11 protein-coding genes are annotated in these 17,308 nt (G+C 45.3%); 3 read left to right on the top strand and 8 right to left on the bottom strand.

Annotation, left to right across the window (positions count from 1 at the left end; translation table 11 throughout):
* Nucleotides 1-140: 140 nt before the first annotated feature.
* Nucleotides 141-791, top strand: coding sequence for a TRAP transporter small permease subunit (locus tag DBZ36_RS19505; protein ID WP_120356659.1), 651 nt, complete (start codon nt 141-143; stop codon nt 789-791).
* Complete coding sequence (locus DBZ36_RS19500) at nt 781-2,175, top strand: TRAP transporter large permease (protein ID WP_199711931.1); 1,395 nt, start codon at nt 781-783, stop codon at nt 2,173-2,175. The genes DBZ36_RS19505 and DBZ36_RS19500 overlap by 11 nt, the downstream gene beginning before the upstream one ends.
* A 109-nt stretch (nt 2,176-2,284) precedes the next feature.
* Here DBZ36_RS19500 and DBZ36_RS19495 read toward each other — a convergent pair whose 3' ends face one another.
* Complete coding sequence (locus DBZ36_RS19495; RefSeq protein WP_120356658.1) at nt 2,285-3,304, bottom strand: endonuclease/exonuclease/phosphatase family protein; 1,020 nt, start codon at nt 3,302-3,304, stop codon at nt 2,285-2,287.
* A gap of 287 nt (nt 3,305-3,591) precedes the next feature.
* Between DBZ36_RS19495 and DBZ36_RS19485 the strand changes: the two genes are divergently transcribed.
* A complete protein-coding gene (locus DBZ36_RS19485; protein WP_147395049.1) occupies nt 3,592-4,086 on the top strand; it encodes a hypothetical protein in 495 nt (164 codons plus the stop codon).
* Nucleotides 4,087-4,323: 237 nt separating this feature from the next.
* Here DBZ36_RS19485 and DBZ36_RS19480 read toward each other — a convergent pair whose 3' ends face one another.
* The 7 genes from DBZ36_RS19480 to DBZ36_RS19450 form a co-directional block, all read right to left on the bottom strand.
* Nucleotides 4,324-6,738, bottom strand: coding sequence for a GH36-type glycosyl hydrolase domain-containing protein (locus DBZ36_RS19480; protein ID WP_120356655.1), 2,415 nt, complete (start codon nt 6,736-6,738; stop codon nt 4,324-4,326).
* A gap of 54 nt (nt 6,739-6,792) precedes the next feature.
* Nucleotides 6,793-9,999 (bottom strand): GH116 family glycosyl hydrolase, encoded by a 3,207-nt coding sequence (locus tag DBZ36_RS19475; protein ID WP_120356654.1) that lies wholly within the window; start codon nt 9,997-9,999, stop codon nt 6,793-6,795.
* 426 nt (nt 10,000-10,425) lie between these two features.
* Complete coding sequence (locus DBZ36_RS19470) at nt 10,426-10,605, bottom strand: hypothetical protein (protein ID WP_120356653.1); 180 nt, start codon at nt 10,603-10,605, stop codon at nt 10,426-10,428.
* Between the two features lie 100 nt (nt 10,606-10,705).
* A complete protein-coding gene (locus tag DBZ36_RS19465; RefSeq protein WP_120356652.1) occupies nt 10,706-11,185 on the bottom strand; it encodes a GNAT family N-acetyltransferase in 480 nt (159 codons plus the stop codon).
* Between the two features lie 98 nt (nt 11,186-11,283).
* Entirely contained in the window at nt 11,284-13,293 is a 2,010-nt protein-coding gene (locus DBZ36_RS19460; RefSeq protein WP_120356651.1) for an alpha-glucosidase, read from the bottom strand.
* A gap of 579 nt (nt 13,294-13,872) precedes the next feature.
* Nucleotides 13,873-14,814 carry a DUF808 domain-containing protein gene (locus DBZ36_RS19455; protein ID WP_120356650.1) on the bottom strand — a complete coding sequence of 314 codons (942 nt, stop codon included), beginning with the start codon at nt 14,812-14,814 and terminating at the stop codon, nt 13,873-13,875.
* Nucleotides 14,815-15,196: 382 nt separating this feature from the next.
* Nucleotides 15,197-17,242: a methyl-accepting chemotaxis protein gene (locus DBZ36_RS19450; RefSeq protein ID WP_120356649.1), complete on the bottom strand. Its 2,046-nt coding sequence runs from the start codon at nt 17,240-17,242 to the stop codon at nt 15,197-15,199.
* Between the last annotated feature and the right edge of the window lie 66 nt (nt 17,243-17,308).

Below are 17,308 nucleotides of genomic sequence, written 5' to 3'. Positions count from 1 at the left end.
TTGGTGCAAGCTGCGTCTTGTGTATTAGACAAAAGTCTAAATGCTGACATATTGTAAACAAAATGAGTTGTAATGCAGATTTGATTAACAAATAATCATAGCCAATTGATTCCAAACATGGATGCTAGGAGTTCAGTGCTATGGCAGGTGCCTCTACAATTAATACCGATCAGTCGTTGTTAAGTCGCAGCGATCAACTTTTTTTTCGTCTTGAAAGCTTTCTGACTTTAGTCGGTGGCATTACCATTTTAATGCTAGTTCTTCTAGCTGTGTGCAATATTCTTGGGCGTTGGTTGTTCAATCTTCCAGTCATGGGTTACATCGACTGGGTAGAACAGTTCATGGCGATTTTTGCCTTTGCCGGAATAGCTTATTGCCAACGCGAAGGCGGGCATATTCGTATGGATATATTCCTAGCTCAACTTAAAGTTCCGCGAATTTGGATTGCGGAATTTGCCTCCGTTCTATTCATGCTGTTTATAACGTTAGTTATTATCTACGGTTCTTTTCTTCATTTTTTGCGCGCGTTTCAAAATGGTGATAGCTCAATGGATGTTGGCCTACCTATATGGCCAGCCAAATTGATGATCCCGTTTGCCCTTAGCTTATTGGCTATCCGTTTGATGTTGCAACTTTGGGCTTATGGACGCGCTATTCGCTACAGTCTGGAAGCGCCAGTTGCGGTTCCATTAATTGAAGATGCGGCTACTCAAGCTGCCCGCGAAGCTGAATCAGTGCAAAGCAGTGTTGCTAATAGTCAAGACACTGCACAGGAGAAAAATGATGCTTGAGTTCTTTAGCAATGCTGAGAAGTTTGAAATTGGCCTTGTCGTATCCGGTTTTATGCTGTTTTTAGTTGTGATTGGGGTTAGGGTTGCATTTGCTACTGCGGGCGCAGGTTTTATTGGTCTCGTTTGGATATTTGCCAGCAAAATGGGATTTGAACGCGGGTTTATGGTGGCGGTCAAAATGGTTGGTACTATTCCCCACTCGAAAGCGACGACTCTATCACTATCGCTGATCCCAACCTTTATTCTGATTGGTTATTTGGCCTATCATGCGGGATTAACCAAAGCCTTATTTGAAGCAGCCAAGCGTTGGGTTGGTTGGTTGCCAGGCGGCCTTGGCGTGGCTACGGTGTTTTCAACGGCGGGTTTTGCAGCCGTTTCGGGCGCATCCGTTGCGACCTCGGCAGTATTTGCGCGGATTGCGATTCCTGAAATGCTCAAACTGGGCTATGACAAGCGTTTCGCCGCCGGAGTTGTGGCTGCGGGTGGTACTTTAGCGTCCTTAATACCCCCGTCGGCAATTTTGGTTATCTACGCAATTATTGTAGAACAAGACGTTGGAACGCTGCTTATGGCAGGGTTTTTACCGGGTATCGTGTCGGCAGTTATTTACGGCGGCTTAGTGGTTGGTTTGGCCTTGCTCAAACCTGACCTAGGACCGCCAGTTAGAGGATTTACTTGGAAACAACGCTTTGAGAGTTTACCGGCAACATTCCCCATATTCTTTGTTGTTATCATTATTTTTGTATGTATCTATGGCGGCGTAGGCACCCCCACCGAAGCCGGTTCTTTAGGTGCATTTGTGATATTAAGTATGGCTTGGTATCGCGGCATGCGCTGGAAACAATTAAGCAGCGCATTAATGGAGTCTGCCAAGCTAACGGTAATGATTTTCACCATTATTTGGGGAGTACTAATTTACGTCCGCTTCCTTGGCTTTGCTGACCTACCCACAATTTTCGCAAATTGGATATCAAATTTAGACCAAGCGCCAATGCTGACTCTCATCTTTATATTGTTGGGCTACGCGGTACTGGGTATGTTTATGGATGCCATCGGTATGTTACTGCTGACCTTACCCGTGGTTTATCCAGCGGTAATTGCGCTAAATGGTGGTGAAATGGTGAGCGCAGCAGACTCTGCATTTGGCGTCTCAGGTGTGGGGTGCGCCATTTGGTTTGGTATTATTGTGGTCAAAATGGCTGAGCTGTGTTTAATCACGCCACCAATTGGTCTCAACTGCTTTGTCGTAGCCGGCGTTCGCAAAGATATATCTGTACAAGATGTATTCCGCGGGGCTAGTCCGTTTTTTGTTGCAGACGTAGCGACAATCGCAGTGCTGATTGCGTTCCCAAGTATTGTACTGTGGTTACCCTCAATGCTCTGAGTTTTCGTCAATAGATAGAAGCAATAAAGCAAAAGCCTAGCAACTCAAGCTAGGCTTTTCTTTGTACCAACGGTATCAATAGCATTGAAAACAGCTTGCTAAAGCTGCGCTACTCGCTCACTTCACGCACTTGCAGTTGCGCGCAGATCGCCGCATGGTCTGAGCATTGGCGATCACGCTCAAACTGATTGTTAAGCAAGTGACGGTCAAAAACCATTGCATTAGTGACGCCGGCCAAGGCAAAGTCACTGCTGCTCACAAACTCCTGTGATAACAATATATGGTCGATCCGTTGTCCGTGAGGCCCCCAGTAGTGAGTGGGTCGCGGGTGAGAGGGCAGCTCGCTGATATCAAACATAGAATGCAGGCTTATTTGCTGAGCATAGCTATGGATCTGATGGCTTAAATGTTTGTGTTCAATACCTATAAACGGCGGCCGTTTTCCTTTAGCGAAGGTTTCCAATACCGGGGATAACTCATGGTCATTAAAGTCACCAATAATTGCCGTTGGCAATTCACAATCGGCCTGTTGTTTGGCGAAATCAGCCAGTAACACTAAGGCTTCATGTTGACGTTGCACTTGCGACAAACTGCGGCCTAACTGTTGGGCTATGAACCAATCGTGGCTCGGGGTTTCAACGAGCTTGAGTTCATCTTTTAGCATAGAGCGGCCAGATTTAAGATGTAATACGTAAATGCGCATTCGCCCTAAGTGCGGTACATCAACAATTGAACGCAGCACCTGGCGGCTAAAACCAAAACTACTCAAGCCCAATTGTTCGAGCAGTTGTGGAGAAGGTTGAACTGCTTCTGCGCTTATAATGGGATAGCGACTTGCTAGGGCGACCACCGGGTCACTAAAAATGTAGTCATGTTCCAAGTTTGGGGTATCGACGCAAGCAAAATGACCTAGCTCGTGTTGTCCGGCGAGTGTTTGCAGTTGCTCAATACTAAACACCTCCTGAAAACCAATAATGTCGGCTTGCAGCTGTTCAAGCATGCTAGCGGTCCAGTCCCACTTATGCTGCCACTGTTGCTGATCAAGTATGTTCAGCGCTTCGTAGCTGGCATGGGGAGGCGCTGCAAAATTAAGCAGGTTGAGGCTTGCGAGGCGAAAGCTAAAGGACAAAGGTCACCATGATTGGACAAAGAGGTATTCATCTATATTAACAAACAATGAGACATTAGCGCAGTGATGGCTTTAGCGGTGCTAGAAATGTCACTACCTATTCGAGTACAAGATAGTAGATGCGTCGTAATGAACGCATGTTGGATATAACGTCCAATCCATAGAACTCAACTCCCACATTGTTTAGAGGCACGTATCATGAAAAAATCAATTATCGTATTGGCTATCGTTGCCACAACTAGCATTGGCTTTTTTGGTAATGCTAGTGCTAGTGCTAGTGCTAGTGCTTGTTCGCTAATGTACAAGAAGTTGTCGACTTCTTTGAAGCTGGCCGTTTTCAAACGGCGTGGATAACCGGCATTGGTGGCGTGCAGCATGGCTTCCATTTCTCTGTTCAAGATAAGTCAGGCGATATAGCCTTGTTCCAGCTCAATGAAGGCGGCGAAATGTTGATGCATCGAGGTGATGTCGACAGTGATTTGCGGGTGATGGCGAATGCGCCACTACAACAAGATCATCGCGCCTACGTAAAAACCTTTGATATGAATGATTCTTCTGCACTGCCTGGTTCGATTAGTTCTGCGGACCGCAATGTAAGAGGCTTGTATGCCACAGCCAATACCAATTTTGATAACGCGGATGCACAGTGGATAGATGTGCGTGGAAAAATGAAAGCCATGTTCGACTTTGGTAATAAAGTTCCCCAAGACCTAATTGACCCTAGCAACGATGAGTCTTACACAACTTGGGGAAACGTACGTGTACAACTTAAACTCCGGTGACATTACTTATTACAATGAAGGAAATGCCAGCCAAGTATCCTTAAACCTGAATGAGTTTACGGGTCTTGTCTCCGCCGGTGTGTGCTGATATTTACCAACAAGCAAAAACGACAGGTCAAATAAGCTTTAGTACTTGCCAGTCATAGAGCGTCCCGTATAGCTTGTTCTCTAGCAACTTCGTATAGACACAAAAAAGCCAGTCAATTTGACTGGCTTTTTGCTTAGAGTGCCAAGCGCTTAACCTAAGGTCACAACAACGTTATGCTCTCCACTATTACTTATCGGCAGGGTGTTGCCATCAATCAACTCACCGTTTAGTGAAACGCTAACAACGCCTTTGCTTACATGCTTAGGATTGAGTACTTCAATTTGGTATTTCGCACCGCGGAACATGCGCGTTACCTTGAAGCCTTCCCAAGACTTTGGAATACAAGGGTCAATTCGCAAGCCTTGCAAGCTGGGCTGAATGCCTAGTATGTGCTGGGTGCCAGCAACATAGGTCCATGACGACGTACCGGACAACCAGGCGTTACGACCCATACCAAATTGCTTGTGCTCGTCTCCCAAAATGTTCTGTGGATAGCAATAAGGTTCTGATTCAAAAATGTCTAGATTTTCATTGTGTGACGCCGGATTAATCTGATTGTAGTACTCAAAGGCGCGGTCGCCGTTGCCAGCAATCGTTTCTGCAATCATCACCCAAGGGTTAGAGTGCAAGAAGATACCACCGTTCTCTTTAGCGCCTGGAGGATAAGTACTCACGCCACCTAAATCGGGATCAAAGCCATTGTAGCCAGGGCCTGATAGCTTAATACCATATTTTGTGTTTAGCTTGTCAAATACCGATTGCAAGCCGCTAAGCATACGCTCGCCATCTGCAAATCCTGAGATTACTGGCCAGCTTTGACCATTAGTATAGATACTCCCATACTGGTTTTTAGACGAACCAATCGGCTCACCTTTGTCAGTGAAGTAGCGAACCCACCACTGACCATCCCAAGCATGCTGGTTCACTCGCTCTTTCATAATGGCGTGGTAGCTTTGGATTTTCTCAAGGTTGGCAGTGTCATCGATAGCGCGGCAAACTTCACTCAGCTCAATGATGGCTTTACCAAACAAGTTAGCGACAAATAATGACTCCGCGCCGGTCGGCAAGTTAACGGTATCATTCCAGTCGGCAAAACCCAGCAGTGGTAGCTGATGTTGGCCAATGTTATTCCAAGTGAACTCCAACGCGCGAAGCATGTGCTCGTATACGCTACCTTGCTCGCGTTCTTCTAATGCAAGGGTTTTGCTATAGAAGGGAATCGACTTGTTTAGAAACTCTAGGTCTCCAGTTTCTTTTAAGTATTGGCAAACCGCCAGTACGCTCCATAAATGATCATCACCGTAGTAATCTGGCAAGTGTTCTTCGTCACGAGAATCGCCTTCATTGGCTTCCATCGTTAATGGGAAATACTGATGCATGGCACTGCCATTCGGATTTTGAACCGACAATAGGCGTTCAACAAACTCGCGCGCTTCTTGAGGCATGTGTGACATAACTCCCAAGAGATCTTGCGATGAGTCTCTAAAACCGATGCCGCGGGCGCCATAACCGAGTTGATACAAAGACAAGTATCGCGACCAGTTTTTGGTGGTATGGCATTGACGTGGATTGTGTACGTTTAGCATGGAGTTCATGGCGGCATCAGGCGTATCAACTACCATAGTGGTTAAGTAGTCTTGCCAAAACTCACTGAGCTCTTCAAAAGCGGCGTCAATGTTCGCATGCTGACGGTAGCGTTGTATTTCATCTTGCGCTGCAGCCACACTGTCCGCTTGGCCCAATTGAGTAACGGTACGCTCAGTTTGCTCTGGAGAAAGCTGACCTAACTTGATCATTAAGGCAGCAATATTGTCACCACGATCACACTCTGAGTTGCTTAAATGCTCATTGTCGAGCGACAAAGGATGGGCCCAAGAGCCAAATTCATTGTCACCAAGAAATACGCGTCTATCGCCATCAAAACTGTCTACCGGCCGATCGCAGCTAACATAATTAATAGCCATGTCGCGTTTCATAAACGCATATTGCTCAAGCACTAAATGACCGCTGTCTTGCTTGTGAGCTTTAAGGGTCATGGTTTGTGGAACCCAATCGGCGTTAACCAGTTGCTTTAATGCATCAAAGTGCGTGAATTCATATACAGGAATAACATCGACATCGAGTACGTCATCACTGATGTTCGTTACTTGAATGTCTTGGGCTAAAGTATGCGAGCCTTGCGGTACAAACACAGTGATTTGAATACGAACGCCATGAGCTTCAACAGTCCAACGACTGTAGCTAAGACCAACGCGGCACTCAAAACTATCTAATGGTGTAAGCGTTGGCGCGAAAAAGGGAGAAAAAACCTGATAGCCTTTTTTGGTCTTTACGCGAACATAAATGGTTGAGCCTTTAAACTCAGATTGAGGCATCTGGGCAATGTACTTGGTAATTCGGTTAAGGGCAGGATCTTGCTTACAAATCAAACTGCCGCCGGTGCAATCAATAAGACCACCGAAATCAAGAGTTCCAACGTAGTTAGCCCACTTAATTGGCGTTTTAGGGGTATTAAGAACATATTCTTTGTTGGCATCATCAAAGTAGCCATATTGCTGTGACATAGTAACCTCGGAGCAAAGGAGCGACGCCTGCCGCTCAATTAAATTGAATGTGAATTAAGCTAAGGCTGAACCTAGTAGCATAGGTAAAGCGAAAATCATGCCTGGTCTAAAGTAGCGCCCAGCGGTATAACGCAGCCCAGTGTGATGCAGCAATTGGAACAAGCGTTGCTGTTCATCAACGCTTAAGTCGATGCTACTGACTACTGCGCTATAGGCTTCGAAATCTCGAGGGATTTCGGCGCTAATACGTCGGTCGTCTAGTACCAAGCCGCAGCTTTGTAGTTGTTCAAGCAGGCTCTGGGCAGGGATTGCAAATCCGGTTAATTTTTCAAGCTCAATACGGCTGGTTCCGTTAAATCCTTCGGGGGCTGCGAATGGTATGCGTGCATCGTCGTATAAGTTCTGATAACTGGCCTCTAGTAGCTCTAACGCTTGTTCATTAAGTCCAACTTCGTACATGGCGCAAACCAAAGAGTATTGAACCCCAATCCAAACATCGTGCGCTTGAAAGTTAAACCATTCCTTGGGTTCACCATTGAGGCCAACCAAATTTGCAGCGCCTATGCGGGCACTATTGGCTTTAAAATTGATATCGAACACCCGTTGAAGACTGCGAACTTTTTGTTGCTCACTGGCGATTGCTTTAAGACCTAATAGGTTGCAGTAACTGTCAGCCAGTAATTGATCGGCAAAGCTGTCATCGCTATCGTTGCGGATTTTGTTATAGAAGCTGGCGTTCCAAAAATCACCGGAGGCAAGCAAGGCCAGTTTTCTCATGCAGCGTCGTTGGCGGCGATTGGCTGTTTGTGGCCATGCTTCTTGGCAATGCATGTTCCAAAGCAACTCAAGAGCTTGGTATTCCTCGGTGGTCCATTGGTGGTCTGTATGCAGCCATTGATTGATGGCTCGAATAAAGCTGGCATCGTCTTGGACCTGTGTCCAATTTAAGCTCTGGGCGTGTACCGATGATTTTAGCGCAAACTCTAATTGGTCACGTTTATGCAGTTGTACATCTTCCATTTGCAGCGGTGTGACATAGAAATGATAGTAACCTTCATCTTCATCCCATAGCGCGGTATTGAATTCGATGCGGGCACTGTCAGCAAGCAGTTGGTACTCACTACTCAAGGCGGTTTGCTCCATCAAAGACGCAATTTCAGCGTAAGCTTGCAATCCAGCTATCCACAAGGAGCCACAATAGACAGAGATACCGTGTGAAGATAAATTGTCGAAGGTGTCATCTGTGCCGCGGGTTAGAGGGAACTGCTGACCATCTTCAACCATTGCACGTAAATGCTGCATGGCGGCTTTACAAGCGTTCCAACAGTCAGTGATCACGCTAACATCACCGGTTAAGCGATAATGGCGCAGTACCATCAAAATGTACTTCGGTGCTAGATCTTTCCATTCTTTAACGTTGTGCCAGTCGTAGGCATCTGGACGCGCATCAAAAGGGCTGCCTAAATCGTGGATAACGGCGCCAAAGACTGAGCGCGGACCTTCCAATTTTGGACTCGGCAAATCCGCATAGTCGTGCCCAACATATTCGTGATGACGGCGGACATCGTTGCCACTAGCAATGATGGCTTGGCCAAAATGACGCATGACCATACCGTCAAGTTGTGGTAACAAAGCGCACAAGCCAAAGGATCCGTAAAAGTAGACATCAAGCGAGTTGAAGAAGGGATAATCAGCACACTCACGCACCAAGAAGCGTTGTTCGCAATCCCAAACCGTCGCCTCAGCCAGAAATGACAAGGTGTTAAGTGCTAAGGTTTTCATGCGCTTGGATTGGGCTGGTTGTTCGCTGATTTGAGTTGCGACATTGTTTGGATATAAACGTTCTAACTGATCGACAAAGTCACTGCGAAGTTTAGCTTCATGGCGCAGTGCAAACTGAGCGATATTTAGGGCGCGCTGCTTAGAACTTGGAAACTGTAAGCAGTAGTTCTTTTGGCTCTGTAAGCCAGGCAGATTGATACTTGCGAAGTCTAGGCTTAAGCTAAATAGTACTTCTACACTTTCGCCTGGAGCAAGTTCACCGCTGACACAAAGTGCCGAACTACTAAGCTCTCGTCCGCAATGGATACCCACATCAAAGTGCTCGCTAATGTGGCCGCTAGCCAGCGCTCCAGATACCACCCGTTCTTGATGACAAGAATAAAAGTAGGGCTTAGCGCTAATACAGCAACTATCGGGGGCGCTAATACTCATGCACACTTCGCCGGCAAAGTCGCTGCGCTCCATTGATTCGCCTTGCTGTACCAGGTGCTTGATTTTGTGTCCAGGCAGTTGGTCATTATGAACACTAGTGTTTTGGTTTTTAGCGCTTCTAACCAAGGTAAAACTAGCGTCTTGAATACCGGGTCTATCTTTGAGTACTTGATAGCCACATATGTTTTCTAAGCAACGAACTAAATTAAAGTGACGGGTGTGTTTACTGTTATTGGTTAGCTTAATTCGAGTAAAGGAAATTGGCAGCGCGCACATTTCAGCGTTGCCAGCAACGATAGGGCTATAGTGGTACTTACTAATACTGATCCCATCTTCGTTGTTAAAGCCCTGGCGTGCGACTGGGTAGAGCGCTTCATAATCAACCTCAGCACTAGGCCAAGCTTGTTGACCCAAGTAGCTTTCTTGATGCCAGTCTGTCGTTAAGCTACTTTGCTGCTCGCTCTTGATTCCAATTGCGCCATCAAAATAATCCAGAATCCAGGCTCGATTGCGTTCGATGACACTGGATTTAGGGTCTGCTAGCAAGCGCTGGGTTGTCTCTGATAGCTCAATGCGCCAACGACTTAATGAAGCACGGTTCCAAGAGTAAAAGTGACTTTCTTCAAGTGCGGTATTTAGTTTTTCAAGGCTACGTTCAGGGCTGTCTTCGAAGGCATTGAGTAGCGCTTGCTCAAGGGCATTGAATAATGGATAAAACTTTAAGCGTTGGCAAAAATCGGAAAAGTTGACGATATACAGCTCTTGTTTATCGCAGCTGTATTGCGAAAAGTAATAGTCTTCAAGGCGCAAACCGTCATGGCTGCTATCTCGAACCTGTATTCCTGGTAACAAATTAAACACCGGGGTCGTACCGGCGGGGGTTAAAGTGTAGCAACTGCCAATACCGCCCAATGCAATACCAGTGCTATCTGGAGAGGTATCAAGAGGTGTGTACCAAGGTTGTTTGAAATCATCGGCAAGCCCAGCTTGCATGAGTTTAGAAACTTTACCTGCGTAGCTTCCGTGACTTAAATATTGGTCTAACATAGTGAACCTTTCAGCTAGCGGCCAAACTTTTACTGTGGATAAAGTAACAAGCAAAAGTATAGCGGATTGACAATGCGCATCTCATGTAAGCGCTTTCACGAAATTGTAGACCATGTTCTCCTATTTTCCGAGCTGAAAAGTGATGTTTTTCGTGATCAAACCCTATTTATTAGACTTTAGAGAGCGAATTTCCGTAACTAATCGAGAAGTTGAGCGAATTAAGTGAATTTAATTCGCTCAATTGGCACGCTTTCGTGTAAGCGCTTTCTTGGGGCGCTTTTAGCTTGTGAGATGTTTATCGAGATACAGTGAAATGAATAGTTTATTTAGACAAAGGCGTTGAGGGCCAATGGGAGCGCTGTTGTTTTTCGCAGCTTGCAAGGACTTTGGCAAGACTAGCAATAAGGTATTAAACAAGGTTGAAATCTAGACCGCTAGTTGCTGTAAAGCCTCAATATAGCGCCGAGGCACGCGGTCTAACTTCTGCGCGGCATATATTTTGTCGATAGGACAACTACAACGCATCGCCAATATGGATGCTGGAATACCTTGCTGACGCATTTTACGTGAAAATTGTTTACCGTTGATGGGGATTATGGCTGCCATATTTCTTCCTAATTCAGAAAACGAGCGTATTACAGCAAGGATTTATGACTTAGTTGTGACAGTTAAGCGTCAGTTAGGAGACAGCATCAAAAATGGTGATTTAGACAGTCATCTCCATTTTTACATAGGCAACATTGTGCTTATAAAAGAGTTTTGAGTTTTGCGATAGACCAAATCGTTGATAAAACCCCAGTGCATCTTGCCTCGCGTCACACCAGAACGTATCAATACCTGGATTCGCTTTTGCCATACGAATAATTTCATGTAGCACTGTTGAGCCTAAGCCTGAGTTTTGTAAACTGGTTTGACAGGCGAATTTGCGCAGCCTCAGTTTTCCTTGCTGCAAAAACAAAGAAGCAACGCAGACCAATTCTTTTTTGAAAAACAGTCCTAAATGCAAGCCAAAACCATCATCATCTACGCGGCTTTGGCTTAGTGGATAATCAGGCCATAGCACCGCTTGGCGCAACGCAAGTGTTTGCTCTGCGGTAATGGATTTGAGCTCAAATTCATGCTCTCCAATTAACAGCTGCTTAGTTTCAAAAGCGACCGTTTCAAAAATACGCGTTGGTATTTCCATTGCATCTTACCTAACTGATCAAAAGTGATTCGAATAGGAATCTTTACCGTTATTCGAACTAATAAAGCAGTCCGTAGACTGCCTCCAGTTTGTGCTATTTAAAGCTGTGCGACTAGTCCATCAAACAACGCACTATGTTTACTGGCCTTGCGATAAAACACGGGCGGTTTTCCGATTGGTGCTGCTATCGTGATCCAGCCACCTAGGAAAACCTCTCCAGTCCAGGCATGTACCCATTCATCTTTTGGCAAATAAAGTTCCCATTCGCTTTGCTTGGCTTGATGTACCGGTGCAACCAAAATGTCAGGCCCTAACAGATATTGATACTGGATATCATAGCAAGTTTCATCTTGCTCGTAGTGCATGAACAATGGCCGCTGTACCGGCGTGCCTTTGCCAGCGTTTTGGGCAACAATTTGTTTTAGGTAAGGTTTGAGATGCGTGTAGACTCGCGTCATTGAAGCGAGGTGCGCCATGCTTGCTGGGTCGTCAAAGTATTGGTGATTATCGTTAGGCCGATTACCTTCGTGACTGCGCATGATCGGCGTAAATGCAGCCATTTCGGTCCAGCGTAGCAACAGCTCTTGATCGCGTTTGTTGCCGTGTAGCGTTGTATAGCCACCAATATCGCTATGGTGAATACCGTTGCCGGTCATGGCTGTGGATAAAGCCCCCGGAATTACCGATGCTAAGCCATCATCCATTGACCAATCAACGCTTTGGTCACCAGCCCAAAGTGTATGACAGTAGCCCTGTATACCCGTGTAACCAGCACGCATAAAGAAAAGTATGTCGTCGGTTTTGCCAGACTCTGCAATAGCTTCATGGTTTATCTTAGCCCAGCGCCTTGGCCAGTCGTTATGCTCAAGTTCTGCGCTTTTTCCATTGTGCAGCACGCAATCAGTTGGTAGGTACTCGCCAAAGTCAGCCATCCAACCATCAAGGCCAAAGTCGATCATTTCACGCTTGATCACCTCTTTATACCAACGCTCACCTTCGGGATTGGTAAAATCGACAACACCGCAATCGAACTCTCCAAAATCTACAACATAGTCGCTACCGTCGATTTTCTTTGCTAGTAAGCCGAGTTCTTTGGCTTCATTGTAGAGCGGGTAGTCTTGCAGCACATATGGATTTATATACCCTAAAAAGCGAATACCATCTTCTTTGAGTTCATGGATGCGCTTGTCCAAATCGGGGTAAACCTCAGGGTTCCACTGCCAGTTCCATTGCAACCTTTTGCCGAAACTGGTGAACTTAATACCTTGCCAATCTTGGCACCATGCTGCCGATACTTTGATCCCGGCCTTACGCGCTTGTTCGACACGCTCAACAGTGAAGTCGGTTCCACCTTGAATGCCAAGGATAATACCGTTATAGACCCATTCGGGGAGTTCGGGCTGTCGGCCAAAGAAATCACTAAAATTTTCCATCAGGTCGATGTAGTTGTCTTCCATGCCAAACAGCAAATACTCCGGAATTTCCCAGCATTGCAGTTCATGGAATTGGTCATGACGGAAATCGAAATTAGCCCAAGCCGTGGTTTGTAAATGACAGAAATACTTTTGACTGGAGATAAAGGTTGGTTGAGGATAGTTGGTGGTGTAATAGTCACCGCCTGCTTTGTCATTTACGTCCGCTTGCCAAGTGGTGTAGGTTTCTTTGTTGCGACCAACTCCGGGCTCTGATGTCCACAACGGGAAGTCTTTACCGCGGAGATTGAAATGCGATAACTGCGCACCGCATCCATAAATGTTGTCGCTGGGCTTGGCATCAACACGAAGCCAAATTCGGTTGTAATCATCGCTAGCAGCTTCGAAGGCAATTTTTAGGCGTCCTTGCGCTGTGCTAGTCACAATGAGGCTTAGTTGAGTTGTACCTTCAATACTCAAATCGATTCGCGTGTTGTCGCTATTTTCTTGAATGGAAAATTGACGCAAGGCTAGGCGTTCAGTTAAATAATCAGCAATATCAAAGTTACCACGATACATATTAAACGTCGCATCGCCGCGACCTAAATAGAAAGCGGGCCGGTTATGGGAATGAGCAATTATAGTTCGCCCTTGGTGGCTAATTTGAAATTCACTTGTAGAGTGCTTAATGTCCATTTACTAACCTATTATTTTTATGGTTTAGATTTACCAATTGCTTGGTGATACTGACTAAAATGGGCGCAAAGCGCCCATATATCGAGTTATGGTTATTTTCAGCGCCCAATTTAAAAAACGCGTGATGATCGCTTCTTAGCCATAGGGCGCGTGTTGTTGCAATGCAATAAAAGCATCAAGCTCTTTTTGTGGCTGCACACTAAATTGAACTGAAGACATAATAGCTGCGCCGTCGACAACCGCTACTAGATAGTCTTGGAAACAAGAGCTGCATCTAGTTCTCCGTCAGCGGTCTTAAATAAGAATACGAAAACTTAAGTTAGTTGATGTAGCACAAAGGCTAAGCCCAGCTTATAGGTGGCAATGTTGGTGACGTCGTTAGTTCGACATATTAGCGGTTAAGATAGTTTACGTTTAAGACTCTTAAACAGTCATGTAAGAAAATAAAGAGCGATAATAAGATCGTAAGTCAGGGCTGAAAGCTATATCCACCTCGACTTAGGTTAGCGGTGTCACTGCTACAACTTGTGGTTTACCTGACTCAGTTATAGCTTATCGCCGATCCTTAACATAGTCGTGCTAATGCGCCGCACCGCGAATCCTATTACTAACTAAGTAAACCAAGTACACCAGCGTTCCCACCAAAATCCCTAGTCCAAAGTTGAATAAAACTGGGCTTATCGGCCCCCAAAATTGTTCTATCGTGGGTAGATGATCGAAAGCATCGGCTTGAGAATTGGACAAATGATGTAGCCAAGGGATCCCATGACTGAAGATACCTCCGCCAACTAGGAACATGGCGATGGTGCCAATTACACTTAAGGATTTCATTAACCACGGAGCAAAGTTAAGTAATCCCTGGCCGATGGACTGGTTAAGTGAGTTATCATTTGCTCGCCCGCGTTCTAACATCCATAAGCCTAAATCGTCGATTTTGACAATCAGAGCGACCAAACCATACACACAGACTGTAATTAAAATGGCGATGGTAGCGACAACAATAGCTTGCATTTGTAAGCTTTGATTTTGAACAGTGCCCAATGCAATAACCACGATTTCAGCCGACAAAATAAAATCGGTTCGAATTGCGCCTTTAATTTTTTCTTGCTCAAATTGCTGAACTTGCGCTTTGCTCATTGTTTGAGACTGGGCTTGGCTTGATTTCTGGCCTGGTTGTAGCTTGCGATGACGCCACCAGTGGCTAATTTTTTCTATCCCTTCAAAGCATAGAAAACAGGCACCACATAATAACAGTGGAGTAATTAGCCAAGGAATCAATGCACTAATCGCTAAAGCACTTGGGACTAGTATAAATTTGTTTTTAAAGGACCCTTTCGCGACTGCCCAAATCACAGGAAGTTCGCGGTCTGCTTTGACGCCACTGACTTGCTCAGCGTTTACAGCTAAATCGTCACCCAACACCCCAGCAGTTTTTTTGACTGCAACTTTGGATAGTATCGCTACATCATCTAGCAAGCTCGCAATGTCATCGAGAAGTGTTAATAAGCTGGCTCCAGCCATGGAAACTATCCTTGTAAGTTAGGTGGTCACTCTGAGCTTATACTAATCCCACTAATTCTATATCAGTTTAGTCGACTACAGTCACTTATCTCAGCGTCAAAAAAACTTGTCATTAGGTCAACTAGTAACTGCGCATTTTTTCTTGATCCAAGCAAATCTATATACGGCTAATGACGACCAACTAATGAGTAGGATTGGTAATAGTGGGGTTTGTGCGCTAGTACAAATTATTACCTTGATAGGTGGAAGTGGCGAGTTTGTCTTTAAATAGCAAGTGATTGGTACTAGCTTTCAACTGCATCTGAGACGAGTGTATTGAGCTTGTTAATTCGCTCTACAATAAACTTAAGAGCATGTACTCTTAAGTTTATTGAAAGAGCGCTTAGAGCGTAAATTGATGGCTGTGTTGATCTTGGGATTTAGCCAATACTTGTAACTCTTGTCCAAGCCCATTAAGTTCGTCAATCCGATTCTGATTCTCGTTAGAATCATTCGAAATAGCGTGAATGTGCTGAGATACATCACTTGCTGTAGCTGCTTGTTGGTCTGTTGCAAGTCTGATTTGTTCACTTTGTTGCGAAATCTCTCCCAGCAACTGATGGCTGGTTTGCATGTTTTCGTTTACTTCCCTGATCTGAGCCGCGTTGACATCGATTTGCTCGGCATTTTGGTGCAAGGCGACGGTTACCGCACTGCTGTCTTTTTGCAAACGATTTATTAACGTTTCAACTTGTTCGACAGATTCCCCCGTACGTTTTGCTAAGCTGCGTACTTCGTCGGCGACCACTGAGAAGCCGCGACCATGTTCTCCAGCGCGAGCTGCTTCAATTGCGGCGTTTAAGGCCAGCAAGTTGGTTTGATCCGCTATTGAAGAGATGACTTGTAAGATTTGGCCAATGTCTTTACTTGCACCATCTAGGCTTTTGCTATTTTCTAATGTTGCTTTTATTTGCTCAATGAGACTTGCTGTTGAACCGATGTTTTGCTGCATAATTGCTTGCCCTTGTTCGGCAACTTCATGCAATGTTTCAACCTGTTTTTGAGCTTGTTGAGCATTGTTGGATACATCAGTAAATGAGGCTTCCATTTGCGTGATCGCTGCAACAATGTTGTCTATATCACCACGTTGTGAACTGGAGGCTTGCTGGCTAGCGGCCGAAATTGCACTATTACGATTAGCAAGAGCCTGCATGTCCGCGCTGTCTTTGCTTAGCTGAGAAATAATAGCGTGTAGTTGCGAAACAACAGTGTTGATTGCAGTAGCGATTTGAGCGAATTCGTCTTGGCCTTGAATGTCAGTACTACGACTTAAGTCCCCACGGCTAACTTGATTTAAAACTTCAATAATATGCTTGAGCGGCTTTTTGATCGCGCGTCTTAGTCCTAGCATTGCCAAAAATGAAATAACCAAGGATACCAACAAAGCTGTGACCAGTGTTGAACTGGCTCTCATATTAGTATCATCAAGGTTTTGTTTTACATTTTCAGCGAGCTCCCCAACTAAATCTGAAAAGTTAGCTTGCTCATGCAGAGCGAAATCAACTTCTTTCGCAAACTTTTGTCGCTGAGTATTACTAGTTTCGATTGTTTCTAGCACCTGCAAGCGGGCAGCAAAAAGACCTTGTTGGTCGATGAATGCGCTATTAAGCAGCGCAATGTAAGGGCCCAATTTTTCGAATACAATTTCTGAGCCTTTTTCTAGCCTATCCATGCGCTGGGCGACTAGTTTTAAATCACCTTCAGCGGTAGCTTGAATGTCTAGTATTTCTGATACAGTTTGGTACGCGTAAATTTTGTTAATGTCGCCGCGCAAGCTAGCAACTTTTTGCACAGTATAGGTAATATCTGCTGCCAAGTTGGCTTTGGAGTAGTCCTCTTGTTGACCTAAGATCTGGGAAACTCGGTCTACAATTTTCATGTCATCGGTATAGCTTAGCCAAGCGTCACTTTGTCCTTGGTACTTGGTTTGGAAGTGCGCTTCTTTCTCAGCCAGTAAGTTCTGCGATTCAATTAGGCTTTTCCCGGTACTAAAACTCGCTTGCGCTTGTTGATTGATTTGTTCAATTTGGGCTTGCCACTGAGAATTGGATTGCATGAGTTGGGTTAGTGCAACTCGGCTAGTTTCGAATTCGGATATAGCTTGGGTAAAGGCTTGCTCTTGGGTTAACTTTAAGTCTGATTGCTTGGCAGCGCTATGTTCCGATACGGCCTTATTGGCATTTTGTGTTTCAAGCTGAATCAACGCGCTTAAATGCAAGGCTGGTAGCATTTCGTCGGTTAGGCTAGCCACTTGACGTGCAGCGTTGTTTTGGTTGAAGAATGCAACCACCGAGATGAAACCCATAAGCATTATAATAACTAGAATGACCAGAGTAACCTTTGCGATAAGAGTTCGCGTAAATGGGATGCGAGAGAGTATGGCACTCATTGGATAACTCCAGATAGTAATCGAGGGACGAATGTAGAGCTTAACGCAGCACGCGAGTACGTGCTG

The sequence above is a fragment of the Alginatibacterium sediminis genome, from assembly GCF_003610775.1.
GTDB classification, from domain to species: Bacteria; Pseudomonadota; Gammaproteobacteria; order Enterobacterales; family Celerinatantimonadaceae; genus Alginatibacterium; species Alginatibacterium sediminis.
This window is presented reverse-complemented; position numbering and strand designations above follow the sequence as displayed.

Coding starts and splice junctions, on each gene's coding strand:
- DBZ36_RS19505 (WP_120356659.1), top strand. CDS start 141: ATGGCAGGTGCCTCTACAATTAATACCGATCAGTCGTTGTTAAGTCGC.
- DBZ36_RS19500 (WP_199711931.1), top strand. CDS start 781: ATGATGCTTGAGTTCTTTAGCAATGCTGAGAAGTTTGAAATTGGCCTT.
- DBZ36_RS19480 (WP_120356655.1), bottom strand. CDS start 6,738: ATGTCACAGCAATATGGCTACTTTGATGATGCCAACAAAGAATATGTT.
- DBZ36_RS19475 (WP_120356654.1), bottom strand. CDS start 9,999: ATGTTAGACCAATATTTAAGTCACGGAAGCTACGCAGGTAAAGTTTCT.
- DBZ36_RS19470 (WP_120356653.1), bottom strand. CDS start 10,605: ATGGCAGCCATAATCCCCATCAACGGTAAACAATTTTCACGTAAAATG.
- DBZ36_RS19465 (WP_120356652.1), bottom strand. CDS start 11,185: ATGGAAATACCAACGCGTATTTTTGAAACGGTCGCTTTTGAAACTAAG.
- DBZ36_RS19460 (WP_120356651.1), bottom strand. CDS start 13,293: ATGGACATTAAGCACTCTACAAGTGAATTTCAAATTAGCCACCAAGGG.
- DBZ36_RS19455 (WP_120356650.1), bottom strand. CDS start 14,814: ATGGCTGGAGCCAGCTTATTAACACTTCTCGATGACATTGCGAGCTTG.
- DBZ36_RS19450 (WP_120356649.1), bottom strand. CDS start 17,242: ATGAGTGCCATACTCTCTCGCATCCCATTTACGCGAACTCTTATCGCA.